We start from the raw sequence: 22,756 nt of genomic DNA, 5'->3' as shown, positions 1-22,756 counted from the left end.
GAGCCTGTAGCGCTCGAAGAGACGATCGCTCTTCACCCAGCCAGGCCAGCAGAACCCCCGCCCGACTGGAGCACTGGCTTCAGTGACTTAGGGGACGGCGGTGACGGCGACGGTTAGCGGGCACTACCAGAACCCCTCACTCGGTGGGACAGGTCGCGACGTGCGCCGCTGTCTCCGGAGCCGCCTTCAGGGGCGAACGTTGCTGGGCGCGGCACTAGGCGTCACCGGCGTTCCCGAGCCGCGCTTTGCAGGCGACTCGTACCCCTAGTCACCGGTGTCACGACGGCTGGTCCGGCGGCGTCTGTCCTGCAGACGCCGCCGGGCCGACCGGAACAACGCCACCGTCTACTCAGAGAGAAGTCTGTCATGCCACATGCACGCAAGGTGATCATCACCAGCGCCGTCACCGGCGCCATCCACACACCATCGATGTCGAAGTACCTGCCGGTGTCCCCCCAGGAGATCGCGGAAGCCGCCATCGGCGCCGCGGAGGCAGGTGCTGCCATCGTCCACATGCACGCTCGTGACCCGCTCGACGGGCGCCCCTCCCAGAACCCCGAGCACTTCGTGCCGATCCTCGATCAGCTCAAGCGGAACACCGATGCGGTGATCAACCTGACCACCGGCGGCTCCCCGCACATGACGGTGGCCGAGCGCATGCGTCCGGCCATGGAGTTCAAGCCCGAGCTCGCCTCCCTGAACATGGGGTCGATGAACTTCGGGCTCTACCCAATGCTCGAGCGCTTCAAGGAGTTCGAGTACGAGTGGGAGCGCCAAGGGCTGGAGAAGAGCCGCGACCTGGTCTTCAAGAACACGTTCGCCGACATCGAGACCATCCTCGAGGTCGGCCGGAGCAACGGGACCCGGTTCGAGTTCGAGTGCTACGACATCTCGCACCTGTACAACCTGGCGCACTTCCATGGTCGCGGCCTTACTGACGGACCCCTGTTCGTGCAGTCGGTGTTCGGCCTCCTCGGCGGGATCGGCGCGCACCCGGAAGACCTGGCGCACATGCGGCGCACGGCTGACCGGCTGCTCGGCAACGGCTACCAGTGGTCGATCCTGGGCGCGGGACGCAGTCAGATGTCCCTCGCCAGCATCGGTGCGGCGATGGGTTCGCACGTGCGGGTCGGTCTCGAGGACTCCCTGTGGATCGGTCCCGGGCAGCTCGCGGAGAGCAACGCCGAGCAGGTGACTCGCATCAGGACCATCCTCGAGGCGCTAAACCTGGAGATTGCGACTCCCGACGAGGCACGCGAGATCCTCCAGCTCAAGGGCCGCGACGCAGTCGGCTTCTGACGCGCAGCCACCGAGCCCGCAACGACCTTGGGACTGCTGCACGGGGAGATGACATCTGATCTGTGGTGCCGAGAGGTGCCGCTGGAAGGATGTTCACCGTGCCCAAGCCCTATCCCAAGGAGTTCCGCGACGACGTCGTGGACGTCGCTCGCAACCGTGAGCCGGGCCAGCACCTGAAGCAGATCGCGGCCGACTTCGGGACCAGCGAGTCGTGCCTGACGAACTGGATGAAGGCCGCCGACGTCGAGGACGGGGTCAAGCCCGAAACGACTGCCGCGGACAACGCGGACCTGCGGGAGGCGCGCGAGCGGATCCGGCTGTTCGAGCAGGAGAACGAGGTCTTGCGCCGAGCTGCGGCCTACCTGTCGCAGGCGAACCTGCCGGGAAAATGATCTACCCGCTCGTCCGTGAGCTCGCCGGCGACGGGATCCCCGTCGCGGTGACGTGCCGGGTCCTCAAGCTCGCCCGCCAGCCCTACTACCGGTGGCTGGCCGACCCGGTCACCGCCGGCGAGCTGGCCCGGGCCTACCGAGCCAACGCGCTGTTCGACGCCCACCGCGACGACCCGGAGTTCGGCTACCGGCTCCTCGTCGACGAAGCCGCTGCGAACGGGCAACCGATGACTGGCCGGACCGCCTGGGCGATCTGCTCGGCCAACCAGTGGTGGAGCGCGTCCGGCAAGCCCCGCCGGGGCAAGGGCGGTCGTCCCGGCCCACCGGTCCACGACGACCAGGTCAACCGCGTCTTCACTGCCGCGGCGCCCAACCGGCTGTGGCTGACCGACATCACCGAGCACCGCACCGGCGAGGGCAAGCTCTACCTGTGCGCGGTCAAGGACGTGCACTCCAACCGCATTATCGGCTACTCCATCGACTCACGGATGAAGTCCCGGCTGGCCGTCACCGCGATCGACAACGCCGTCGCCCGGAGGGCAGCCGACGGAGCCGTGGTGGCCGGCTGCATCGTGCATTCGGACCGCGGATCGCAATTTCGCAGCCGGAAGCTCGTCCACGCCTTGAACCGCCACCAGCTGTCCGGCTCGATGGGCCGGGTCGGCGCAGCCGGGGACAACGCCGCCATGGAGAGCTTCTTCGCGCTGCTGCAGAGGAACGTGCTCGACCGCCGCTCTTGGGCCACCCGCAAGGAGTTGCGGATCGCGATCGTCACCTGGATCGAACGGACCTACCACCGGCGGCACCGCCAAGAGGCTCTCGGTCGCCTGACGCCCATCGAGTACGAGACCATCACCCACACGCCTGCAGCTCAGGCTGCCTGACCCAACCTGTCACCAATCCGTGCAGCAGTCCTCCTTCCACTAGTGTCGCGCGTCATTAGTTGATTTACAGTTTGGTGGTTAGGACGATGACGCATGCCGTCATCGACTTTGTCGATCAGTGATGAGGATCGCGCGACTTCGGTGTCCTGGACGCGATCTCGTACTGTCCCGGCTGGTCATGTGGAGCGGGCACGGATCGTGCTCGCGGTGGCTGACGGGCCTGGGACCTCCGGCGCGGCACGGCTGGTGGGGGTCTCGCGCTCAACGGTGATCAAGTGGCGTGACCGGTTCGCTGCGCACGGCCTCGCCGGCCTTGACGACGAGCAACGCAGCGGACGACCCAAGGTGGTCGATGATGCGCGATCATCGCGGCGACACTGGAGTCCCCGCCGGCGAAGCTGGGAGTCACGCACTGGTCCTCGCGGCTGCTGGGCAAGCATCTGGGGATCGGGGACCGCTGTCAGGTTGAGGCACCGGTCGGGGTTTCGACGATCTCGCGCAGCGTGTTGAGGTGGTCGTTGAAGGCGGCGCGGCCTTCGGGGGTGAGTTTGAGCCAGGTGCGGGGCCATTTGCCGACGTGGCCTTTGCGGATGGCGATGTACCCGGCCTGTTCGAGGGTCGAGGCCTGGCGGGACAGGAGCGAGTCGCTGATCTGGAGGGTGTCGCGGAGGAACCGGAACTCCAGTTCGTCGGCCTGGGCCAGGCCGGCGAGTAGGGAGAAGCGCACCGGCTGGTGGACCAGGTCGTCGAGGCGCGCCCGCGGGTGCCCGGTCATGCGGCGCGCCGGAGCCGCTGGGCCCACAGCAGGAACGGCACGGCGCCCACCAGGCCCCCCAGGGTGAAGGAGAAGCCGATGGTGCCGTCGAGCAGGGTCCCGAGGGCGAAGTAGGCGGCGGCGGCACACAGCCCCAGCGCCCACTCCACCCGCATCGGGGTGCTCCGCGCCCGCACCTTCCGGTACCGGAGGTAGTACGCGCCGTTGGTGACCACCATGACGGCGAGAGCCACCACCACGAGGACTGTGCCCACCACGCTGGCCGCCCCGCCGGCGATGTTGAGGTCCACGGCGGCCCCGAGGAGCACGATCGTGGCGCCCGCCGCCACGTACAGCGGGTACTCCCGCGGGGCTCGGGCCCGTACCGCGGTCCCGACCTGTCCTGCGTCTCTCAGCATGGCTTCGGCATCCTGCTTCGTCGGTTCCATCGCCCGTCCCCGCCCTCTCGGTTGAAGTACTTGACGACAAGGAAACTACGTTCGGAGCGGGGGTCCGTCAACGGTCTGGACGGCCCCGAGGCTCTGAGCGTGGGCCGCAGCCACACCGACCAAGATCATCCGGTTTGGAGGTACAGCGTCAGGCTCCGGCGTGCCGGGCCCCGTGGGGTGTGGGTTGTCGCGGGGAATGCCCGATTCCCTGCGACAAGGGCTCCGCGGTGATCGTGGTCGACCGGCACCGTCGACCTCACCGTCCCCCGTGCCGGACGTGACCGCCGAGCCATCTCCCGACGATCCGGTCGAGGCGGCGCCCGGCCCCGGCGGCGGGGAGGGCGACGACGACGTCCCAGAGCTGTTGTCGACGGGACGCTCGCTGCGGAGGACAAGCCGGAGCGTTCGCCGGTGTCCGCCTTCGTGCGCCGGCCAGACCAGCTCTTCCTCGAGCCGGTGGACGTGGCGCGGTCGATCGGCATCCGTGTCCTGTTGGTCGCGTCGCTCGGCTTCCCTGCGCGGTTGTTCAACTCCACGGTGAAGGCCAACCGGGCCACCATCGTCGCATTCCTCAGTCGGTGGGCCGGACCGCTCCGGGTGTTGGCCCCCGTCGCGGGCGGCGGCTGCTCGGCCTCACGGCCACCTCCGTGGTGGCGGCCGCCGTCGTGCACTGGATCCTCGATCCCGGGTTCCCGGGGCGTCTTGGCGCGGTCCCGTTCGCGGTCGGCACGATGCTGGGCTTCGCGGCCATCGTCGCCAACGCCAACCTGCAAGCGCGCGCCTACGTACGACGCCACGTCCCGGAGGCATCGCTCACGTGGCAGGTGTTCCCGGGCCAGATCGCCTTCTCGATCGTCTGCGTCTTGATCTCGCGCCTGGGTCACCTCGTCCCGGGCGTCTTCTTCGGGGTGGCGGGCGACATGGTGCGCAACCTCGACGCGAGGCACGAGCAGGCGTCGTGGCACGGGTCATGACGTCCCTACTCGGGATGAGTCTGGTTGCCTGGTTCGTGTCGGTCGCGGTGGGCCGGGCCGCGGGCGAACAGGAGCCGGCTTCGCCCTGCTCACCCTGGACACGTTCCTCGCCGTCCTGGCCGTCGGCGGCATGGAGCTGCTCGTGTTCGCGCTGCTGCCGCTGCAGTTCCTCAACGGCTACGTCCTGGTCCGCCAGCGGCCTCGGACATGGGCGGCGCTCTGGGGCTTCGGGGTGCTGTGGGTCTCGGTCGCCTTCTTCGTCGTGCGCAGCCGTCGTGAACGCGAGCGCGACCTGGTCGCCTAGTGTCGAGCGTCTGAATCTCGATTACAGGTGGCGTGGGGCAGGATCTCGTCGGCGGTCTTGGTCTAGGTGAAGGGATGGCATCGTTCGTTCCAGCCGTTGATGAAGGTGCTGATCGCACTGACGGGCATTCTGACAACAGCCGTTGGCATAAGGTCGGCGGATGGCGTTCACCGACCGCTCCCTCCCCGCCCGTGAGGCGATCCTGCGCGCGGCCCGTGAACACTTCGGCGCCGACGGGTACGACCGGGCCACGGTGCGGGCGATCGCCGCCGATGCCGGCATCGACCCGTCGATGGTGATGCGCTACTTCGGGAGCAAGCGGCAACTGTTCGCCCTCGCCGTGGACTTCGACCTCCGGTTCCCGGACCTCGCCGCGACTCCGCGGGACCAGGTCGGCCGCATCCTGAGCACGCACCTGCTGGACCGGTGGGAGGACGACGCCGGGCTGAAGATCCTGCTGCGCACCGCCGCCACCGACGACGATGCGGCCGACCGGATGCGGAGGATCTTCCGTGAGCAGCTCACGCCGATGGTCGCCGCGCTCACCGACGATCCGGACTCGGCGCCCGTCCGTGCCGGGCTCGTCTCCAGCCAGGCACTCGGCGTCGCGCTGACCCGCTACGTCCTGCGCCTGCCCCCCGTCGTCGACCTGAGCAGGGCGGAGCTCATCGACTGGGTCGCACCGACGTTGCAGCGGTACCTCGTCGGCTCACCCTGAAGGGGACGGCCGAGCGCGGTCAGCATGCGGCCGACCTCCTCGCGCGGCGCGCCGGCGAGCCGGGGAGCCGCCGGTCGACGTCCGCAGTGGCAGGAACACCTGCCGCTTGCTGCCGCACGACCGCCTCACCATCGCCGAGTCGACCCCGACGTCGGCGGCGACGGCCGCCCCCTGGCACTCGTCGCCCTCGGCGGCGAAGCGCGCCCGGGCCGCGCAGGACCGACTCCGGGGCAGGCTGGGAGCAGGGGATGGACGCCACCGCGGGCTCCTCTGCCAACAGGCGTTGTCAACGAGCGCGCCTCGGGTCTACGGTTGTTCGCCAACAACAGTTGGCCTTTGGGGGGTCCCGGTGAACGTTCTCATCTCGGGCGCGGGGATCGCCGGCCCGGTGCTGACGTACTGGCTGCACCGACACGGGTTCCACCCCACCGTCGTCGAACGGACTCCGCGGCTGCGGCACGGGACCGGCGGCCACGCGGTCGACCTCTTCGGCCCCGCCGTGCAGATGGTGGAACGGATGGGGCTGCTGCCCGCGGTGCAGGAGGCGCGGACCCGCAACGACGTCGTCGTGCTGGAACGGCCCGGGCGTCGGCCGGTGGAGATCCCGCTGGCCACGCTCGCGGCTGGCTTCGCCGACGGCGGCCACGTCGAGATCGTGCGCGGGGAACTCGCCCGGATCCTGTACGAGGCGACCCGCGACGACGTCGCGTACGTCTTCGGCGACGCCGTCCGGACCCTCGAGGAGGACGGCGATGACGTGCAGGTCGGCTTCGAGCACGGTCCCTCGCGGCGGTTCGACCTCGTCATCGGTACCGACGGGCTGCACTCGGGCGTGTGGCGGCTGGTGTTCGGCCCCGAGGAGCGCTTCGCCCACCACCTCGGCGGTCACCTCGCCGTGTTCACCATCCCGGACGACCGCGGGCTCGACGGCTGGATGGTCACGTTCAGTGCCCCGGACCGCGTCGTGGTCCTGTACCCGGTGCGTGGTACCGGCGCGGCGCGGGCGGTGTTCCTGTTCCGGCACGACGGCCCGGCCGCGCACCACGGCGACGTCGCCGGGCAGAAAGCGCTGCTGCGGGACGTGTTCGCCGGCGTGGGCTGGGAGGTCCCCCGGCTGCTCGGTGGGCTCGACGCCGCCGACGACTTCTACTCCGACGCGATCACCCAGATCCGGATGGACACCTGGACCCGCGGCCGGGTGACACTCGTCGGCGACGTCGGCTACTCCCCCGCTCCGGCGGTCGGCGGCGGCACCACCGTCGCCGCCGTCGGCGCCTACGTCCTCGCCGACCGGCTCGCCGCAGCCGACGGCGACCACCACCGGGGGTTCGCGCCTACGAGGACGCGATGCGTGACTACGTCGCCGCCAGCCGTCGGGTCGGACCCGCCGTGCTGAGGACCATCGTTCTCCGGTCCCGCCTGGCTGTGGCCCGCAACGCCTGGCTGACCCGCCTGCTGCCGCGGCTGCCCGTGCCGGTCCGCCACCGGCTGCCCGCCGTCGAGGACCGGCTGCGCGCCGGCCTGACCGGCATCGACCTGGACGCCCCCACGCAGCCGAGAGGGGAGCTCAGCGATGGGTGACCGCCGGACCGACGTCTGCGTCGTCGGGCTCGGCCGGATCTCGGGCCTGCGATGTCGGCTGGCTCGCACGCTGCCCTGCGTCATCCGCGTGCCGTGGCGCCCCGGGATTCCACCCCTGCGCACGCTTCCGCCGATCGGGAGGAGTTCACCGTGCCACACGTCCTGGTGCACCAGCGCATCAGCGAGTTCCGCCGCTGGAAGGAGGTCTTCGACCGCCTCGGGCCCGCCCGGGCCGCGGCGAGCTGCCGCTCCACGGCCGTGTTCCGCAACCGGGAGGACCTGCACGAGGTCGTCGTCCTCTTCGACTTCGACGACCTCGCCCGCGCCCGGCAGCACATGGGCAGCGCGGAACTCCGCCAAGCCTGGCAGGACGCCGGCGTCACCGACCCCGGCACCCGTTCCGTGCTCGATGCGGTGGAGGCACGACGATGACCGACGTAATCGTGGTCGGTGCCGGACCGACCGGGCTGCTGCTCGCCGGCGACCTCGCCGCCGCGGGCGTCCGGGTCACCGTGCTCGAGCGGCGCACCACCGAGTCGAACCTGACCCGCGCCTTCGCCGTCCATGCGCGGACCCTGGAACAGCTCGACGCCCGCGGCCTCGCCGACCCGGTCGTCGCTGCCGGGAACGCGGTGGCTGGGCTGCGGTTGTTCGGGTCGGTCTCGGTGGACCTCTCCTCGGTGCCCAGCCGCTTCCCCTACCTGCTGGTCACCCCGCAGTACGAGGTGGAGCAGGTGCTCCTGGAACGCGCGCTCGACGCGGGCGCGGCCGTGCTGCGCGGCGCACACGTACAAAGGGTGCGGCAGAACGCCGACCGGGTCGAGGTGACCTACCGCGACCCTGACGGCGCGACGCAGGTTCGGCACGCGAGCTGGCTGGTCGGCACCGACGGGCACCACAGCACCGTGCGCCGGGAGCTGGAGCTGGACTTCCCCGGCGAGTCGGTGGTGCGCTCCCTGATGCTCGCCGACGTACAGATGACCGACCCACCCCCCGACCTACTCACCGTCGACGGCAACGCCCGCGGGTTCTGCTTCGTCGTCCCCTACGGCGACGGCTGGTACCGGGTCATCGCCCGCGACCCCGACTGCGAGCTGCCCGACGACGCACCCGTGGCCCTCGAGGAGATCGCCGACGTCGCCCGCCGGGTCTTCGGCACCGACTGGGGCATGCACGACCCGCGGTGGCTGTCCCGTTTCCACAGCGATGAGCGACAGGTGCGCCAGTACCGTGTCGGACGGGCCTTCCTCGCCGGCGACGCCGCCCACGTGCACTCCCCCGCCGGCGGGCAGGGCATGAACACCGGGCTGCAGGACGCCGCCAACCTGGGGTGGAAGCTCGCCGCTGTCGTGCACGGGCGGGCCGATGACGAGCTGCTCGCCACCTACCACGACGAGCGCCGGCCGGTCGGACGCATGGTGCTGCGGATGAGCGGCGGGCTGATCCGCGCCGCGATGCTCCGCTCACCGGTGACTCGCGCGATCCGCAACCGGGTCGCCCGCACCGCGCTCGCCCTGCCGCCGATCGGCGATCGGATCCGGCTGCAGTTGAGCGGGGTGGGGATCGCCTACCCCCGTCCCCGGGGCGCGCACCGGCTCGTCGGCACGCGGGCCCCCGACATCACCGCGAACGACGGCACGCGGCTGTACGAGGCGCTGCGCCAGGGCCGGTTCGTGCTCGCCGCCCCACCGGGTGCCGTACCCGCCCCGCCCGGTGTCACCACGCTCGACGTGGATCGCGCCGCCACTGCGGTGCTGGTGCGCCCCGACGGCTACATCGCCTGGGCCGGCCGCACCCCGGACGGGCTGGAGGCGACGCTGACCCGCTGGGGCGCCGCGGTACCGGCCACCAGCGGAGCGCGCGCATGACCCCACGTCTGCCGACGTGCGGTGCGGTGGTGTCCCGGCGTCGCGGGCGCGACGGATTCCGCCGGTGCGCGAGCAGGCGGCGGACCGGGGGCAGGTTCCGTCTCCAGCGGCATCACGCGCACGACAGGTCCCACCTGACGGTGACACGTCTGCCCTGCCGGCAGGCGACGCCTCCCTCCCAGCCGCCGGCGCGGCCCTCGAGCCGCTACTGCGGAGGTGTCACAGCCGGGGCTGCCGCCTTGTCCTATCGGGTGTTGGTGGTCCTCGACCAAGGAGTTGATCATGAGGGTGTTCGTCGCAGGGGCGACGGGAGCGATCGGACGGCAGCTGGTGCCACGGCTGGTCGGGGCGGGTCATGAGGTTCATGGCATGACGCGCCGCGAGTCCAAGCAGGCGATGCTCCGCGAGTTGGGGGCCGTGCCGGTGGTCGCCGACGCGCTCGATCCCGACCAGGTCGCGGAGGCCGTGGGCCGGGCGCGGCCGGACGTGATCGTGCATCAGCTGACCGCGATCGCAGCGTTGGACATGCGCCACTTCGACCGCGATTTCGCGGTGACCAACCGCCTGCGGATCGAGGGCACGGACCATCTGCTCTCCGCCGGGCAGGCGGTGGGCGTCCGGCGGTTCGTGGCGCAGGGGGTCGCGGGCTATGGCGCGTACGCGCGCACCGGTGCGCCGATCAAGACCGAGGAAGACCCGCTGGACCCCGCGCCCGCGCGGGAGATGCGCCAAACCCTGGCCGCGATCCGTCATCTCGAGCAGGCGGTCCTCGGCGCCCGGTGGACGGAGGGAATCGTGCTGCGCTACGGCGCCTTCTACGGGCCGGGCACATCGATGGCGCCGGGCGGGCAGCAGCCCGAGCTGATCCGCCAGCGCAAGTTCCCGCTGGTCGGCGACGGCGGCGGCGTGTGGTCGTTCATCCACGTCGCCGACGCCGCGGAGGCGACGGTGGCGGCGGTCGAGCACGGCAGCCGCGGTGTCTACAACGTCGTCGACGACCACCCCGCTCCGGTCGCCGAGTGGTTGCCGGCCCTGGCGCAGGAGCTTGGCGCCCGGAAGCCGATGCGCGTGCCACGGTTGATCGGGCGGCTGTTCGCCGGTGAAGCCGGCGTGGTGATGATGACCGAGCTCCGCGGCGCCTCCAACGCCAAGGCCAAGCGCGAGCTGGGGTGGCACCCGGCGCACCCGAGCTGGCGGCACGGGCTCGCCGCGGCATGACCGCCCGCGAGCGGCTGCTCGACGAGCTGCGGCCGGGCGCGTTCGCGCTCGCCTACCGGATGCTCGGCAGCGTGTCCGACGCCGAGGACGTGGTGCAGGAAGCGCTGCTGCGGGTGCACCAGGCGCTCGATGCCGGCGAGCAGATCGCATCGCCGCGCGCGTTCGTGGCCACCGCGACCACCCGGCTGGCGATCAACCAGCTGCGCTCCGCCCGCGCCCGCCGCGAGCGCTACGTCGGCGAGTGGCTGCCGGAGCCGATCATCACCGACGGCCGCGACGATCCGGCCCGGCACGCCGAGACCGCCGACTCGCTGTCGCTGGCGATGCTGGTGCTGCTGGAGAGCCTCTCGCCCGAGCAGCGCGCCGTGCTGCTGCTCCACGACGTGTTCGACTACGGGTATCCCGAATCGCAGGGATCATCGGCAAGAGCGAGGACAACGTCCGCCAGCTCGCCACCCGCGCCAGACGCCACGTCCAGCAGCGCCGGCCGCGCTTCCAAACCACGCGCAAGCAGCGCGACGAGCTGGCAGCCCGGTTCTTCGCGGCCGCCGAGCACGGCGACCTCGCGGGGCTCGAGGCACTGCTCGCGTACGACGTGGCACTGACCGGCGACGGCGGCGGCAAGGTCTCGGCGCTCGCGCGCTCACTGCGCGGACGCCACCGCGTCGCGCGCACGGTCGTCAACTGGGTCCGGCGGGTCGTGCGCCTTCCAGGCGTGTCGTTGCGCCCTGTCGAGCTCAACGGCTGCCCGGGAGCGCTCTTCCTCGACGCACAGCAGCGGCTGATCGGCGTGTGCGCGATCGACATCGCCGACGGCCAGATCAGGAGCATCAGCGGGATCGTGAACCCCGACAAGTTGAGGCACCTCGGACCGGTCGGCGACTTCGCATCGCTGCTGAGGTCGTCGGATCAGGCCGGTCCACGCCCTCGTTGCCCGCGGCTCGGATGGTGGCAGAGCTAGGTGACCCCGCTGCCATCACCCGCACCAGCACCGGTCCCTGGGGCGGGATCCCGGTCTCTCGACCGGAGCTGCGAGAAGCCCCAGACGTGCACCCGGTCGATGACCAGCCAGGCGTTGACCCTCGGGCGGTCGCGGTTGGGGTACGGATGACCGGTGTAGTGCCGGGCGATCCGGTCCATCCACTCCAGCGCAGGGTCGTCCTGCAGGGTGACCGCACCTCGGAGGCTGACGTGCCGGTGCCAGTCGGCTCCGTCGAGCACAGTCAGGAGACCCGTGGGTCTGCGCGCAGATGACGCAGGCGGGCCCGCCCGGCGTCGAGGTTGAGCAGCACCGGGCCGCCGTCCCACAGGTACCAGGTCGCCACGGTCACCGGCGAACCATCGCGTCCGACCGCGGCCATCACGGCCGGGTTGGGCGCCCGCAGTATCCGCGTGACCTCGGGCGAGGACAGCAGCCGCTCCATCCGGCCGTGGCCGTCGGACGCTGATGTGGAGCCGGTTCGGCCGGTGGGGTCCGCGTTCATGGGCGGGCATGCCCGGTGGCCGTCGACGCGGCGCCGTGCCGCGCCTGGTCCGCGGCCAGGTGCTCGCGTAGGGATGCGACCTGGTCGGCTACCACTTGTTGACGCACGGGATCGCGGTAGAGGTCGGGGTGGGTTTCCGGGTAGCGGTGCAGCTGCCCCCGCGGCGCTCGATGCGCCAGAACACCGTCGGCAGCGGCGGGGCGGTGCAGGTGGCCCACGAGCCGCGCGCCGCCCGAGTTTGAGGACATCCGCGTCCGCTGACTCTTCCCACTGGTCATGGCAGTCCTCTCTGGGAGCGTCCACTCCGTTGGCGGAGCGCGCCTTCGATCGATGTCGAACAGCGACACCGGCGGGAGCAGCCACCACTGGCTCGAGCTGCGTCGGGCTGGGGCAGGGCCCGCCGACGTGGACGTGTCCCGTAGGCGGTGTTCCCCTCGCGCACATGGTCTCCGACGCCGGGCTCGCGAGCCTGCCCTGTCGGTCCATCGACGCGGCCTTGGCAGGAACGCCGCGGAAAGCGGCGGGTCCGCCGCTGTCGGCCGGTTCGGAGCGAGGTCGACCATGAAGAGCAGGGGTTCGACGCCGGCACCACCGCAGGCTCCCCTGACAGCAAGGCCACCGCCCGGGGCGTCGGTGCGGGCAGCGGGGCTCCTGTCGGCGCTTGCGTCAGCGTGGACGCCGGCTCGACGACGAGGACTGTGACGAGGAAGGCAGCGAACCGTGGTCGTCAGCTGGGCGTACGTCTACGATTTCGTGCCTCAGCGATACCGACCTCTGTTCACCGCTGACCACCCGCCTTGACGGTGCTTGTGGCACGGCTGAGAGGGTGTGGGGTAACCGACCCGGTGCGGTCGGCGACGGCCGGACTGCCGTGGTTCGTTGATCGGCGTGGCGGCTGGGTGGTGTGCGCCGGCCGGTGATGGTCCCGGTGGATGTGCGTCTGTAGGTGCAAGCCCGGCTATGCGACGTCGGTGACCGACGGGCAGTGGGTGGTGATCGAGCCGCTGCTGCCGGTCCGCAACCCGCGGCATGGCGGGCGGCCGCTGAAGTTCGATCGGCGGCTGATCCTGAACACGATCCTGTACGTGCTGCGGACCGGCTGCGCCTGGCGGCACGTGCCGCACGACCTGGCGCCCTGGGACGCGGCCTACCGCTGGTTTCGGGCCTGGACCGCCGATGGCACCTGGCGGCGGGTGCACGACGCGCTGCGCGACCGGGTCCGGGAACGGGACGGGCGCGACGCCCAGCCCTCGGCGGCGGTGCTGGACTTCCAGTCGGTCAAGAGCGCCGAGGGCGGGCAGGCGCTCGGCTACGACGCCGGCAAGCGGGTCCGCAGCCGCAAGCGGCACCTGCTGGTCGACACCGGCGGGTTGCTGCTGCACCGGGTGGTGCACTCGGCCGGCGTGCAGGACCGTGCCGGGGCGAAGCTGGTGCTCACCGGCCTGCACACCGCCTATCCCCAGCTGGGTCTGGTCTGGGTCGACGGCGGCTACGTCAACACCGTGGACGCCGGGCTGCTCGACTGGGCCGCCCGCCACGAGGGCCTGCAGGTCGTGGTCGTGGCGCGCAACGCCGACGTGCGAGGCTTTCAGGTGCTGCCCCGTCGCTGGGTGGTGGAACGGACCTTCGGCTGGCTTTCGAGGTGCAGACGGTTGGCGCGGACTACGAACGCAAGACCGCCCACGCCGAGGCGATGATCGACGTGGCCATGATCCGGCTGATGGCCGCCCGGCTGGCCGGCGAAGACGTCGAACCCGAGGGACCCATCGAGATCGAAGCGGCTCGACGTCTCGCCGATGACCTCAACGAGGACCAGTAGTCACCGGGTTACCCAACACCCTCTCAGGCACGACCTCGGTCGACCGGTGGGCAGCCTCGTCTCGGGGCAGTGCGTGACCCGCCCGATCAGGGCGACACCCGCGTCGTTCCGGGATGCTCGTCGAGCACGTCGAGGTCATGAAAGGCGAGGGGGCCTTCTGCCAACGCGGCGGCCTTCCCGGCCAGCGCGGTGGTCTCGGGGAGCCGGGAGTTCTGCATCGCCGCCTCGTAGGAGTCGAAGAAGGCGATGATGGTCACCTGGTGGGGATCGTTCCGGTTCTGGGTCAGGATCGAACGTCGGAGGGTGGCCGTTCCTTCAGTGGCCTGTTCCCACCGCTCGTAGAGGGCCCTCAACTCGTCGATGTTCCTGCTGCGCATCTCGACGATCTGGATGAACGTCATCGCATTCTCTCTTCTCGTTGATCTCGGGACTGGCGGCTGGAGGTTCCTCCCGCCAGATGACGGTGGACGTTGTGGAGGTGGATGCCGGCGCAGGTGGCCGACGTGCTCACCGACGGGATGGGACGACACTCACCGGCTGCCGACCGGGTCCGGTTCAGGCGGCAGTTCCGACTGCGCTGCGGGACCGGGCAGTTGCCGACCGGCTGCCCCCTCGCGTGCCGGCGGGCGGTCGCGGTGGGACGGCCAGCGGCGGCCTGGTCCGGTCCGGCGGTCGATGGTCATGGCGATACGACGCGCCTGGCCGCCGACGGCGCCGATCTTCCCCGGTCCGGCTCGAAAGCCGATGAACCACAGACCTGCCGGGGTCTGGCCAGCGGTCGCACCGAGCGGACGCCCCCGGTCGTCGAGGACACCGAGGTGGCCGACGAGGGGCGCCAGCCCGGTGCGGTACCCGGTGGCGGCGATGACGGTGTCCACGTCGGCCCGGTTGCCGTCGGCGAGCCGCGCCCCGCGCTCGTCGAGCGCGGTGACGCCCGCGACGACCTCGAGGCAGCCGGTCCTGATCGCAGTCAGGACGTCCCGGTCGACGACGGCGGGGGCTTCCCCGGTGCGGGCCAGTCGCTGGAACGGGCCCTCGACAGGAGCGGGGAGCCCGTGACCGGTGAGGTCGCCGACGACGAGACGCCGCAGCAGCGCCATCTGGGCGTCTGCCAGCCGGGGCGGGACACGGAGCAGCAGCATCGCGGCCGGGTCACCGGGTAGACCGCCGATCGAGCGCAGCAGGATGTTGGGCGGCGTCCGGACGGCGAGCCGGACCCTTCTGGTCCCGCCGTCGGCGAGCTCCGCAGCGATCTCCATCCCGGAGCAGCCGGCTCCGACGACGAGCACGTCGCGGCCCTGGAAACCGGTCGGGTTGCGGTAGGCGGCGGCGTGGACCAAGTCGCCGGAGAACCGGCTCCGGCCAGGCCAGTCGGGGATGAACGGGACCTGCAGCAGACCGGTCGCGACGACGACGTCCGAGGACACGAGCTCGCCGCGGGGTGTGCGCACCACCCAGCGGTGGTGCGGCTGGCAGCCGTCGTCATCGGATCCGACCGGGTCGATCCGGAGCACCGGCGTGCCGAGCCGGACGTCGAGTCCGTGGTGCGCGGCATAGGCCTCCAGGTACCGCACCATGTGGTCGCGGCTCGGGAACATGCCGGCGCTGCGTGTAAATCGCAGGCCCGGGAGCTGGGAGAACGGGCGACTGGTGTTCAGCCGGAGCCGATCATGACGACTGCGCCAGGGCGCTGCCAGCACGTCGGCCCGCTCCAGCACCGTCACGGGGATCCCGCGGCGCTGCAGTTCGGCCGCGGTGCCCAGCCCGGCCGGGCCGGCTCCGACGACCAGCACGTGCTCACGTTTCTCGACCACGGTCGCTCCTCGACTCGTCCGTCCCCGTCGGTGCTCAGCGTGGGAGCAGCCACCGCGCGCGGGCCATCCCGCACCTGCGGGGGTTCTGGCGATCCCGCCGGCGGGGGTGGACACCACCACCGGAGCGGCGGACCGTTGCCGGCGTGGGACTCGTCCCGGCGGATGCGGCACGGCGTGCCGCGAGGAGCGCGATCACCCGGCTGTGCACGGGCGGCCTGCCTCCCCTCGAACTGCTCCAGCAGGTCGCCGAGCGGGTCCGCGCCGCGGTGCCGTACGTGTCCGCGGGCTGGCAGCTCACCGATCCCGCGACCCTGCTCGGCACCAGCGGGTTCGCGGTGGACGTCGACCCTCGAACCCACCTGCAGCTCATCGAGAACGAGCTCACCGGCGCCGACTTCATCCCGTTCACCCTGGTCGCCCGCTCCCCCGCTGCGGCGCTCACCCTGTCGGCCACCACCGGCGGGGAACTGGACCGCAGCGCCCGCTACCGGGCCATCAACGCCACGAACGGCTGGAGCGACGAACTCCGCGCGGTGTTCCGCTCCGGCGGCGCCGCATGGGGGCAAGTGTGCCTGGCCCGTGCAGCCGGCGAACCGGCGTTCAGTCGGGACGACACCGCGTTCCTCACTGCGGTCTGCGCGGAGATCGGCGACGGTCTGCGCAGCGCGGTGCTCCTGGACAGCGCCTGCTCCGCCGTGCCCGGACGGGCTCCCGGCCTGGTGGTGCTCCAGGACGACGGCTCGGTCGAGGCCATGTCCGACGACGCGGTCCACTGGCTGGCCGAGCTGCCCGACGAGGGCCTCGAGCTCCCATCGGTGGTCTACGAGGTGGCCCGGCGAGCCCGGTCACTCGCCGAGACCGGCCGCCCCGGACTCCCTGCACGGGCAAGGGTCCGAGTGCCGTCGCAGCACTGGCTGGTACTGCACGGAGCCCGGCTGCACCCGGTCGCATCCCAACGGCCCACCACCGCCGTCGTCGTCGAACAGGCCCACCGCGCCGAACTGGTGCCCCTCATCACGGCAGCCCACGAGCTGACGCCCCGGGAGCGCGAGATCACCGAGATGCTGGTGCGCGGCCTGTCGACCGCAGAGATCGCCGCCACGCTGTGGCTGTCCCCGTACACCGTCCGCGACCACGTCAAGGCAGTGTTCGGCAAGCTGAGCGTCCGCAGCCGGCCAGAACTGACCGCCATGCTGTTCCACGAGCACTACGCGGCCGGATCTCAGCGGGCAGTGGCGACCCCGAGTCGAGCAACCAGGTGACGGGAACTGCCCCAACTCGTTGACTCCGGCGGAATCGGTCGGCGGCGAGCTGCACGAGGTTCTGGTACGCGTTCGGGCCCATGACGGCTGCCCGCTCTGGAAAGCCCCTGGCAACGTCCCATGGTCGTCAGATACGTGTGCGTATGTAACGTGTCGCCCTCGGACACAGCCTCACCCCGGTGTTCCCGCAGGTCAGGAGTCCCGGGTGTTCGCATGTCAGGGCCTACGAGGATCCCCTGATACCCGCGTGATGCTTCGTTGCCGCTCAGCCCTCCAGCAGGCACCAAAGCGGTCGGCAGCTTCCGGCCCATGCCGGGGTGCACGTGCTGGTAGACGGTCAGCGTGATGGTGGCGCTGGCGTGGCCGAGGCGCTGGAGACGACCCTCACCGGCACCCCATCGGCGAGCAGCAGGGTGGCGTGTGTGGCACAGGTCGTGCAGCCGGATCGGCAGTCGCTCCTCCCCACCGTCGGCGGGATCTTCGAGCAGTTCGCGAGCTAGCGGAGTACGGCTCCGGGCTGACGCGCTCTCTTGCTCGCGCCGGCGTCATGGCCGCCTTACGCCCGCGAGGCAGTGCTGAAGGGCCGAACAGATGCGGTCGACAGCTTCATCGCCGAATGGCTCGACCTTGAACCCGAACCCTGGCGGCGCGATGCCGTGGTCATGGTGCTGCTCGGCGACGATTGGCTCGACACCGAGGCGCCGGAGCCCATCGACAAGATCAAGCAGCTCGTCAGCGCCGAAGTCCGCAACCACAAGAGCGTGTGACGGACCCGCCGGGCCCAAGTACCTCAACACCCCGGGGATCGACCTGTACCGCAAGGGTGAGCACCTTTTCGGGCTCCACGCGACCCGATCCGCGCTGGCCGCGGGAGCTACCCACTCTCGTCGAGAGACCGCTGGACGCCATCGCCCTCACCTTGGCCGGTGGCGGACAGACCATGGGCGTCGCCACCCTCGGCACCGCCCTAACCGACCGACTGCGCGTTCACCCATAGCGGGCACGGCCGCGGCTTGCTGGCCGATGTCCCCGCCCGCGGGCGGGAGGCGCCTACCCGACGGACTCTAGACCAGCATCAGGGCGGGACGAGTGACCGTCTGCTGGGCCTGACTCCGGGGGCGAAGGTCCTCGAGCATGTGGTCGAGCTCGTCCAGGGCTCGTCCCGGAGGCAGGACGAGGACCGGCATGTCAGCGCCGGCCGCGTACCAGCGGTCGAGCAGCTGCGTCGCCGCAGTCGCGTCTCCCCAGACAGTCAACTCGTCGAGCAGGGGCGCAGCCCGCTGTGGCGGGCCGTTGCTGGCCGCGACCGAATCCGAGCCGAGGACGGCGTCCACGGCCTCGCCGAGGCCATACGCCCTCAGCGTCCGCGCGTACAGCGGTCCCATGCTGGTGAGGTAGAAGCTCACCCACCACCAGGCCAACTGCCGAGCCTCGGCCGGATCCGGCGACACCGCCACCGGGAGGCCGGGCCGGATCTGCGGCAGCGGCCGTCCGGGACGACCGCGGGCAACGCCTTCCTCGAGCAGCCGGATACCGTCCTTCAACCCCGACACCGGCAGCAGGAAGGGATACCAGGCGTCGGCCAGCTCGCCGGCGAGACGCACGGCCTCCGGGCCCAGCGCGGCCAGCTGGATGGGGATGTCGGACGAGGGCCGCACAGCCAGCCGCAGCGGCCTGCTCCGCCCGGGCGCCGTGGGTAGGAGCCGCTCACCGTCCAGGAGCCGGCGTACCTGTCGCGTCGTCTCCGCCAGACGCTGGACCGGCGCACGGAAGGCGACGTCGTGCAATCCCTCGGCCAGCTGCGGTGATCCCGCGCCCAGGCCGAGGACGAACCGGCCGCCCGAGACCTCGCCGAGGCTGGTCGCCAGCATGGCGATCGACGCGGCGCTGCGGCCCCAGACGTTGACCACGCCGGTGCCGATGCGGATGCGGCTGGTCCGCACCGCGATCTCCGCCAGCAGGACCGAGGCGTCATGGCCCCATCCCTCGGCGAGGTAGAAGGCCGCGTACCCCAATTCCTCGGCGCGCGTGGCGACGTGGAGGACGACGTCGCGTCGGGTCTCCATCGGAGGAAGCCCGACAGCGAGGGGACGGTCCGTGCTCATGGCGTGTCCGCCTTCCATCCAGGACGACCATCCGGGCCCCAGGATTCCGGCCCTCGGCCGGTCCGGCGGGCGATCTGTTGCGCCGGTACCGCGGACAGTTGGTCGAATCCTGTCTCGGTCATGATTGCGCCCGCTTCCGGCGAGCCGTCCTCCTGCGGAACCGAGAAGATCATCAAGGAACTGGAGGCCGTCGCCACGTCCCGGCCGGCGGCGTCGACCACCTGCCCCTCGGCGAAGGCGATCCGTCGGCCGGCCTTGACCACCGTGCCTACGGCGGTCAGCGGTCCACTCCCAACAGCGACCGGCCGCAGGAAGCTGACCTTCAGCTCGATCGAGGTGAATCCCCTGCCTCGTGGCAGGGTGCTGAGGACCGCACATCCGGCGACCGTGTCCAGCAGCGTGCACACCAGGCCGCCGTGGACGGCCCCGAGCAGGTTGTAGACGGACTCGTCGACCGCGCAACGGACCTCCACCCTCCCCTGCTCGAGGGTGACGAGGTCCATCTGCAGCAGGCGCTGCATCGGCCACGGCGGCAGGGCGCCGTCCCGGATTTCTCGGAGCGCGTCCAGCCCCGACCGCTGCCGCGCCCCGGCGGCCACGACCGACGGGTCGTGCCAGGTCGCCAGGCGGGACCGGGCCGGTCCCCACGAGCTCGCTGCGGCCCCGAGGTCCTCCGCGTCCAGTCGCCCGGACATCGCCGCCTCCGTGGACTCGCGGACAGCCCTCGGTTCGCGGGCGCGGCCGGGCGAGCTGAGGACGTGATTCCTCGCCGCTTGGTTCGTACGCATGTGGCCTCCTCGTCGAGCCGGCACTACAGTCGCCGGGTCCCGTTGCAATCGGGTTGCAGGCGGGGCTGCGCGACCCTGCAGAGCGGATGAACCCGTGCAGTTCCGGATCCTCGGACCGCTCGAGGTCGCCGGGGACGACGGTGTGCCCGTGGCCGTCGGCGGCCCGAAGCCGCGCGCCCTGCTCGCCGAGTTGTTGCTCCACCCCGGAGGCGTGGTGCCGACCGAGCGCCTGGTCGATGCTGTCTGGGGAGCAAAGCCGCCGCCGAACGCCGGCGTCGCCCTGCGCGCCTACGTTTCTCGGCTGCGTGCGGCCCTCCCCGCCGCCGAGGACGGGCCGCGGCTGCGCTACCGCGCACCCGGCTACCGGCTCGTGCTGACCGACGACGAGCTCGATGCCAGCGCGTTCACGCGGCTGGTCGCGGAGGCCCGCGAGTGCGCCACCGCGGGTGACCACGGCCGCGCGCTGAGCCTGCTCGACAGCGCGCTCGGATTGTGGCGCGGGGACGTGCTGGCGGAGTTCGACCCTCCAGCTCTCGGTGCCGAGGCGGATGTCGCGCGGCTCACAGAGCTGCGACTGCTCGCCGTAGAAGAGCGGGCCGAGACGATGCTGCACCTGGGACGGACACCAGAGGTGATCCCCGAGCTGGAGCCGCTGGTACGGCGCCATCCGGTTCGGGAACGGCTCAGCGTGCTTCTGATGCGGGCCCTCTATCTCAGCGGACGGCAGAGCGAGGCGCTGGAGGTGTTCCGGCGGCTGCGTCGGGTACTCGTCGACGAGCTGGGCGTGGAGCCGTCGGAACCGACCCGTGAAGTGCATCGTCAGCTGCTCGCGCACGATCCCGTGCTGATCCCGCCAGCCGCCGTGCGGCCGACCAACCTGCCGCGACGCGGCACCGGTTTCGTCGGCCGCACGGAGGAGCTCGCGCAGGTCACCGCGGCGCTGCGGTCGGCCCCGCTGGTGACGCTCACCGGTGCTGGCGGGGTCGGCAAGACCCGCCTGGCGCTCGAGGTGGCCGAGGCCGAGCGGGCTCGGTTCGCCAACGGGGTCTGGCTCTGCGAGCTGGCCCCACTGCCCGATGAAGGGCCGGTGAGCCACGCGGTGGCCGCCGCCCTACGCGTGCAGCAACGGCACGGGCTGACGATCGAGCAGACGGTGATCGAGTACCTCCGGCCACGGCAGTTGCTGCTGGTCCTGGACAACTGCGAGCACGTGCTCGACGCCGCGGCCCGGCTGGTACAGCAGGTCGTCGCTCAGTGCCCGGCGGTCGGTGTGCTGGCCACCAGTCGGGAGGCGCTCGGCGTGGACGGCGAGCAGGCGTGGCCGGTGCCGCCGCTGTCCGAGCACGACGCAGCCGCGCTCTTCGTGCAACGAGCGCGAGCGACCAGCCCGGGATTCCACCCGGACGGCGCCATCGACGGCTCGGTGGCCGACATCTGCCGACGCCTCGACGGCCTGCCGTTGGCCATCGAGCTGGTCGCGGCGCAGATGCGCGTGATGACCCCGGCGGAGATGGCCCGGCGGCTCGACGACGAACAGCTGCGCGTTCCGGGACCGCGGACGGCGCAGCTGCGCCACCGGAGCCTGGCTGCGGCGATCGACTGGTCCTACCGGCTGCTCTGCGAGCGCGAACGGCAGTTGTTCGCCCGGCTGTCGGTGTTCCGCGGTGGTGCCGACTTCCCCGCCGTGCACGCGGTGTGCGCGGAGCCCGACGACAGCGAGGACGACACTCTCGACCTGCTGACCGCGCTGATCGACAAGTCGATGGTCAAGGTCGGCCACGCTGCCGGAGACAGCAGCTACCGCGTCCTCGAGCCGCTGCGGGCGTACGGCCGGGATCGCCTCCCCGGAGACGCCGCGCTGCCCCGCCGACACGCCGCGTACTTCACAGCGCTGGCCGAGCAGGCGGCGCGCGGCATGCGCGGCCCGGACGAAGGGGCCTGGGTCGAGCGGACGAGTCCTGCGGTGGACAACCTGCGCGCGGCCTTCGAACAGGTCATGGCCGACGGAGACACCGAGCTGGCCCTGCGGCTGGTGACCGCACTGCCGGAGGTCCTCCACATCCGCGTCGGCTACGAGGCCGCCGGGTGGGCCGAACGGGCCCTCGCCCTCGCCACGGCCGAGCACCCGCTGTACGTCCCCTGCGTGGGCGCAGCCGCCCGCGGCGCATGGAACGTGGGCGACTTCCCGCGGGCCCGCCGGCTGGCCGAGCGAGCCGGCGGCCGCAACCCCCCACCCGGCACCGCCCGGGTGGCCTACCCCGGCGACGTGCTGGCCGACGTCGCGCTGTACGAAGGCGACGCCGCCTCGGCCCTGTGCCACTACGAGACGGAGGTGCTCCGCGCGCGGCGCGACGGCGACCCCATCCGCCTGGTCTGGACCCTGTACTACGTCGCCGTGTGTCATGCGGTCCTGCGCACGCCCGCCCGGGGCCTCCCCGCGGCCGAGGAGAGCCTGCAGGTGGCCGAGGCGACCGCCAACCCCACCGCCCGGTCGATGGCCCGGTACGCCCTCGGCCTCGCGCTCAAGAAGTCCGACCCCGACCGCGCGCTGGCGCTCTTCGACGAGGCGGAGGCTCTGGCCGCGTCGGTCGGCAACTCCTGGTGGCGGGGTGTCGCTCTGATGGAGGCGGCGGCCACCCGCGCCGTGCACCGCGACCCGGCTGCCGCCGCACGGGCACTCGCCGACGTCCTCGACCACTGGGAGCGGGTCGGCGACTGGACCCAGCAGTGGCTCAACCTCCGGTACATCATCCGGTTGCTGGTCCGGCTCGGCCACGACGAAGACGCCGTCGTCCTGCACCACTGTCTGCTCACGGCCGCGAAGCCCTCCCCCCTCGACACGGCGCGGCTGGCGGGGCTGCGCGACCGCCTCGACCGCGGGCGGTACGCCGCCGCCGCAACCCGGGGCGCCGGCCTGTCGGCCACCGAGGCCGTCCTCCACGCGCGCGCGGCGCTACGTGCCGCTTGATCCCGGCCCGGCCGACCGAGCACCTGCCGCCCGCGCCCGGAGTGCAGCTCCAGTGCAACCGCCCTGCAACGGCCG

General features: G+C 71.6%; 24 protein-coding genes and 1 pseudogene. 18 read left to right on the top strand and 7 right to left on the bottom strand.

Annotated elements, in window-relative coordinates; translation table 11 throughout:
• Positions 1–366: 366 nt before the first annotated feature.
• The 3 genes and pseudogenes from kce to GOBS_RS26300 all read left to right on the top strand — a co-directional run.
• Complete coding sequence (gene kce / locus GOBS_RS12665) at positions 367–1,299, top strand: 3,5-dioxohexanoate:acetyl-CoA acetone transferase (protein ID WP_012948679.1); 933 nt, start codon at positions 367–369, stop codon at positions 1,297–1,299.
• Between the two features lie 98 nt (positions 1,300–1,397).
• Positions 1,398–2,575, top strand: a protein-coding gene (locus tag GOBS_RS12655) for an IS3 family transposase (protein ID WP_085949965.1) whose coding sequence is annotated in 2 segments (ribosomal slippage) — positions 1,398–1,682 and positions 1,685–2,575 — 1,176 coding nt in all. Because the reading frame shifts where the segments join, the coding sequence is not laid out codon by codon here.
• 93 nt (positions 2,576–2,668) lie between these two features.
• Positions 2,669–3,108: pseudogene (locus GOBS_RS26300) on the top strand (helix-turn-helix domain-containing protein); the annotation flags it as partial.
• On the opposite strand, the gene GOBS_RS12650 reads toward GOBS_RS26300, so the two are convergent.
• Both GOBS_RS12650 and GOBS_RS12645 read right to left on the bottom strand, forming a co-directional pair.
• Positions 3,036–3,350, bottom strand: coding sequence for a winged helix-turn-helix domain-containing protein (locus GOBS_RS12650; protein WP_012948676.1), 315 nt, complete (start codon positions 3,348–3,350; stop codon positions 3,036–3,038). The pseudogene GOBS_RS26300 and the gene GOBS_RS12650 overlap by 73 nt on opposite strands.
• Positions 3,347–3,748 (bottom strand): hypothetical protein, encoded by a 402-nt coding sequence (locus GOBS_RS12645; protein WP_012948675.1) that lies wholly within the window; start codon positions 3,746–3,748, stop codon positions 3,347–3,349. The genes GOBS_RS12650 and GOBS_RS12645 overlap by 4 nt, the downstream gene beginning before the upstream one ends.
• 677 nt (positions 3,749–4,425) lie before the next feature.
• On the opposite strand from GOBS_RS12645, the gene GOBS_RS12640 reads away from it, so the two are divergent.
• From GOBS_RS12640 to GOBS_RS28155, 10 genes are all read left to right on the top strand, one after another.
• Positions 4,426–4,752 carry a hypothetical protein gene (locus GOBS_RS12640; protein WP_012948674.1) on the top strand — a complete coding sequence of 109 codons (327 nt, stop codon included), beginning with the start codon at positions 4,426–4,428 and terminating at the stop codon, positions 4,750–4,752.
• Between the two features lie 130 nt (positions 4,753–4,882).
• Positions 4,883–5,056, top strand: coding sequence for a hypothetical protein (locus tag GOBS_RS27435; protein WP_166487378.1), 174 nt, complete (start codon positions 4,883–4,885; stop codon positions 5,054–5,056).
• A gap of 160 nt (positions 5,057–5,216) precedes the next feature.
• Positions 5,217–5,774 (top strand): TetR/AcrR family transcriptional regulator, encoded by a 558-nt coding sequence (locus GOBS_RS12635; RefSeq protein WP_012948673.1) that lies wholly within the window; start codon positions 5,217–5,219, stop codon positions 5,772–5,774.
• A 349-nt stretch (positions 5,775–6,123) separates the two neighbouring features.
• Positions 6,124–7,170 (top strand): FAD-dependent monooxygenase, encoded by a 1,047-nt coding sequence (locus tag GOBS_RS12630; RefSeq protein ID WP_049788257.1) that lies wholly within the window; start codon positions 6,124–6,126, stop codon positions 7,168–7,170.
• The gene (locus tag GOBS_RS26820) at positions 7,164–7,355 is read left to right on the top strand and encodes a hypothetical protein (protein ID WP_166487377.1); all 192 of its coding nucleotides are present in this window, start codon (positions 7,164–7,166) and stop codon (positions 7,353–7,355) included. Before GOBS_RS12630 ends, GOBS_RS26820 begins: the two co-directional genes overlap by 7 nt.
• Positions 7,356–7,505: 150 nt before the next feature.
• Positions 7,506–7,787 carry a hypothetical protein gene (locus GOBS_RS12625; protein ID WP_012948672.1) on the top strand — a complete coding sequence of 94 codons (282 nt, stop codon included), beginning with the start codon at positions 7,506–7,508 and terminating at the stop codon, positions 7,785–7,787.
• On the top strand, positions 7,784–9,223 hold the full coding sequence (locus GOBS_RS12620; protein WP_012948671.1) for an FAD-dependent monooxygenase: 1,440 nt from the start codon (positions 7,784–7,786) through the stop codon (positions 9,221–9,223). The genes GOBS_RS12625 and GOBS_RS12620 overlap by 4 nt, the downstream gene beginning before the upstream one ends.
• Before the next feature lie 282 nt (positions 9,224–9,505).
• The gene (locus GOBS_RS12615; RefSeq protein WP_012948670.1) at positions 9,506–10,441 is read left to right on the top strand and encodes an NAD-dependent epimerase/dehydratase family protein; all 936 of its coding nucleotides are present in this window, start codon (positions 9,506–9,508) and stop codon (positions 10,439–10,441) included.
• On the top strand, positions 10,438–11,046 hold the full coding sequence (locus tag GOBS_RS28160) for a sigma-70 family RNA polymerase sigma factor (protein ID WP_208104282.1): 609 nt from the start codon (positions 10,438–10,440) through the stop codon (positions 11,044–11,046). The genes GOBS_RS12615 and GOBS_RS28160 overlap by 4 nt, the downstream gene beginning before the upstream one ends.
• Positions 11,037–11,402: a sigma-70 family RNA polymerase sigma factor family protein gene (locus tag GOBS_RS28155; RefSeq protein ID WP_208104281.1), complete on the top strand. Its 366-nt coding sequence runs from the start codon at positions 11,037–11,039 to the stop codon at positions 11,400–11,402. The genes GOBS_RS28160 and GOBS_RS28155 overlap by 10 nt, the downstream gene beginning before the upstream one ends.
• A gap of 262 nt (positions 11,403–11,664) precedes the next feature.
• Here the strand turns inward: GOBS_RS28155 and GOBS_RS28810 are convergent, their stop codons facing one another.
• Positions 11,665–11,925: a pyridoxamine 5'-phosphate oxidase family protein gene (locus GOBS_RS28810; protein ID WP_243697485.1), complete on the bottom strand. Its 261-nt coding sequence runs from the start codon at positions 11,923–11,925 to the stop codon at positions 11,665–11,667.
• A gap of 932 nt (positions 11,926–12,857) precedes the next feature.
• Here GOBS_RS28810 and GOBS_RS12595 point away from each other — a divergent pair.
• Positions 12,858–13,744 (top strand): IS5 family transposase gene (locus GOBS_RS12595; protein ID WP_085949926.1). Its coding sequence is split into 2 segments (ribosomal slippage): positions 12,858–13,584 and positions 13,584–13,744, totalling 888 coding nucleotides; the frame shifts between segments, so codons are not numbered across the junction.
• A gap of 86 nt (positions 13,745–13,830) precedes the next feature.
• Here GOBS_RS12595 and GOBS_RS12590 read toward each other — a convergent pair.
• Both GOBS_RS12590 and GOBS_RS12585 read right to left on the bottom strand, forming a co-directional pair.
• The gene (locus GOBS_RS12590) at positions 13,831–14,145 is read right to left on the bottom strand and encodes a hypothetical protein (protein WP_012948669.1); all 315 of its coding nucleotides are present in this window, start codon (positions 14,143–14,145) and stop codon (positions 13,831–13,833) included.
• A gap of 129 nt (positions 14,146–14,274) precedes the next feature.
• Positions 14,275–15,558, bottom strand: a complete 1,284-nt coding sequence (locus tag GOBS_RS12585; protein WP_012948668.1) for a flavin-containing monooxygenase — start codon at positions 15,556–15,558, stop codon at positions 14,275–14,277.
• A 143-nt stretch (positions 15,559–15,701) separates the two neighbouring features.
• On the opposite strand from GOBS_RS12585, the gene GOBS_RS12580 reads away from it, so the two are divergent.
• The 3 genes from GOBS_RS12580 to GOBS_RS28805 all read left to right on the top strand — a co-directional run bounded on the left by GOBS_RS12580 (position 15,702) and on the right by GOBS_RS28805 (position 17,587).
• Positions 15,702–16,820: a helix-turn-helix transcriptional regulator gene (locus tag GOBS_RS12580; RefSeq protein ID WP_012948667.1), complete on the top strand. Its 1,119-nt coding sequence runs from the start codon at positions 15,702–15,704 to the stop codon at positions 16,818–16,820.
• A gap of 359 nt (positions 16,821–17,179) precedes the next feature.
• The gene (locus tag GOBS_RS27430; RefSeq protein ID WP_012948666.1) at positions 17,180–17,320 is read left to right on the top strand and encodes a hypothetical protein; all 141 of its coding nucleotides are present in this window, start codon (positions 17,180–17,182) and stop codon (positions 17,318–17,320) included.
• A 72-nt stretch (positions 17,321–17,392) separates the two neighbouring features.
• Complete coding sequence (locus GOBS_RS28805) at positions 17,393–17,587, top strand: hypothetical protein (RefSeq protein WP_243697484.1); 195 nt, start codon at positions 17,393–17,395, stop codon at positions 17,585–17,587.
• 297 nt (positions 17,588–17,884) lie between these two features.
• On the opposite strand, the gene GOBS_RS12575 is transcribed toward GOBS_RS28805, so the two are convergent.
• Entirely contained in the window at positions 17,885–18,886 is a 1,002-nt protein-coding gene (locus GOBS_RS12575) for an LLM class flavin-dependent oxidoreductase (protein ID WP_208104280.1), read from the bottom strand.
• Between the two features lie 35 nt (positions 18,887–18,921).
• Complete coding sequence (locus tag GOBS_RS12570) at positions 18,922–19,620, bottom strand: PaaI family thioesterase (RefSeq protein WP_012948664.1); 699 nt, start codon at positions 19,618–19,620, stop codon at positions 18,922–18,924.
• Positions 19,621–19,807: 187 nt separating this feature from the next.
• On the opposite strand from GOBS_RS12570, the gene GOBS_RS12565 reads away from it, so the two are divergent.
• A complete protein-coding gene (locus tag GOBS_RS12565) occupies positions 19,808–22,681 on the top strand; it encodes an AfsR/SARP family transcriptional regulator (RefSeq protein ID WP_012948663.1) in 2,874 nt (957 codons plus the stop codon).
• Positions 22,682–22,756 lie beyond the last annotated feature (75 nt).

It is taken from the genome of Geodermatophilus obscurus DSM 43160, assembly GCF_000025345.1.
Lineage (GTDB): Bacteria > Actinomycetota > Actinomycetes > Mycobacteriales > Geodermatophilaceae > Geodermatophilus > Geodermatophilus obscurus.
The sequence above is the reverse complement of the archived record's forward strand: the minus strand, read 5'-3'. Positions and strand labels throughout refer to the sequence as shown.

What these genes read in the sequence shown, in the direction of transcription:
- GOBS_RS12570 (WP_012948664.1), bottom strand. Translation starts at nt 19,620, where the DNA reads ATGTCCGGGCGACTGGACGCGGAGGACCTCGGGGCCGCAGCGAGCTCG.
- GOBS_RS28160 (WP_208104282.1), top strand. Translation starts at nt 10,438, where the DNA reads ATGACCGCCCGCGAGCGGCTGCTCGACGAGCTGCGGCCGGGCGCGTTC.
- GOBS_RS12620 (WP_012948671.1), top strand. Translation starts at nt 7,784, where the DNA reads ATGACCGACGTAATCGTGGTCGGTGCCGGACCGACCGGGCTGCTGCTC.
- GOBS_RS12645 (WP_012948675.1), bottom strand. Translation starts at nt 3,748, where the DNA reads ATGCTGAGAGACGCAGGACAGGTCGGGACCGCGGTACGGGCCCGAGCC.
- GOBS_RS12650 (WP_012948676.1), bottom strand. Translation starts at nt 3,350, where the DNA reads ATGACCGGGCACCCGCGGGCGCGCCTCGACGACCTGGTCCACCAGCCG.
- GOBS_RS12615 (WP_012948670.1), top strand. Translation starts at nt 9,506, where the DNA reads ATGAGGGTGTTCGTCGCAGGGGCGACGGGAGCGATCGGACGGCAGCTG.
- GOBS_RS12635 (WP_012948673.1), top strand. Translation starts at nt 5,217, where the DNA reads ATGGCGTTCACCGACCGCTCCCTCCCCGCCCGTGAGGCGATCCTGCGC.
- kce (WP_012948679.1), top strand. Translation starts at nt 367, where the DNA reads ATGCCACATGCACGCAAGGTGATCATCACCAGCGCCGTCACCGGCGCC.
- GOBS_RS27435 (WP_166487378.1), top strand. Translation starts at nt 4,883, where the DNA reads ATGGAGCTGCTCGTGTTCGCGCTGCTGCCGCTGCAGTTCCTCAACGGC.
- GOBS_RS12590 (WP_012948669.1), bottom strand. Translation starts at nt 14,145, where the DNA reads ATGACGTTCATCCAGATCGTCGAGATGCGCAGCAGGAACATCGACGAG.
- GOBS_RS28810 (WP_243697485.1), bottom strand. Translation starts at nt 11,925, where the DNA reads ATGAACGCGGACCCCACCGGCCGAACCGGCTCCACATCAGCGTCCGAC.
- GOBS_RS12575 (WP_208104280.1), bottom strand. Translation starts at nt 18,886, where the DNA reads ATGGAGACCCGACGCGACGTCGTCCTCCACGTCGCCACGCGCGCCGAG.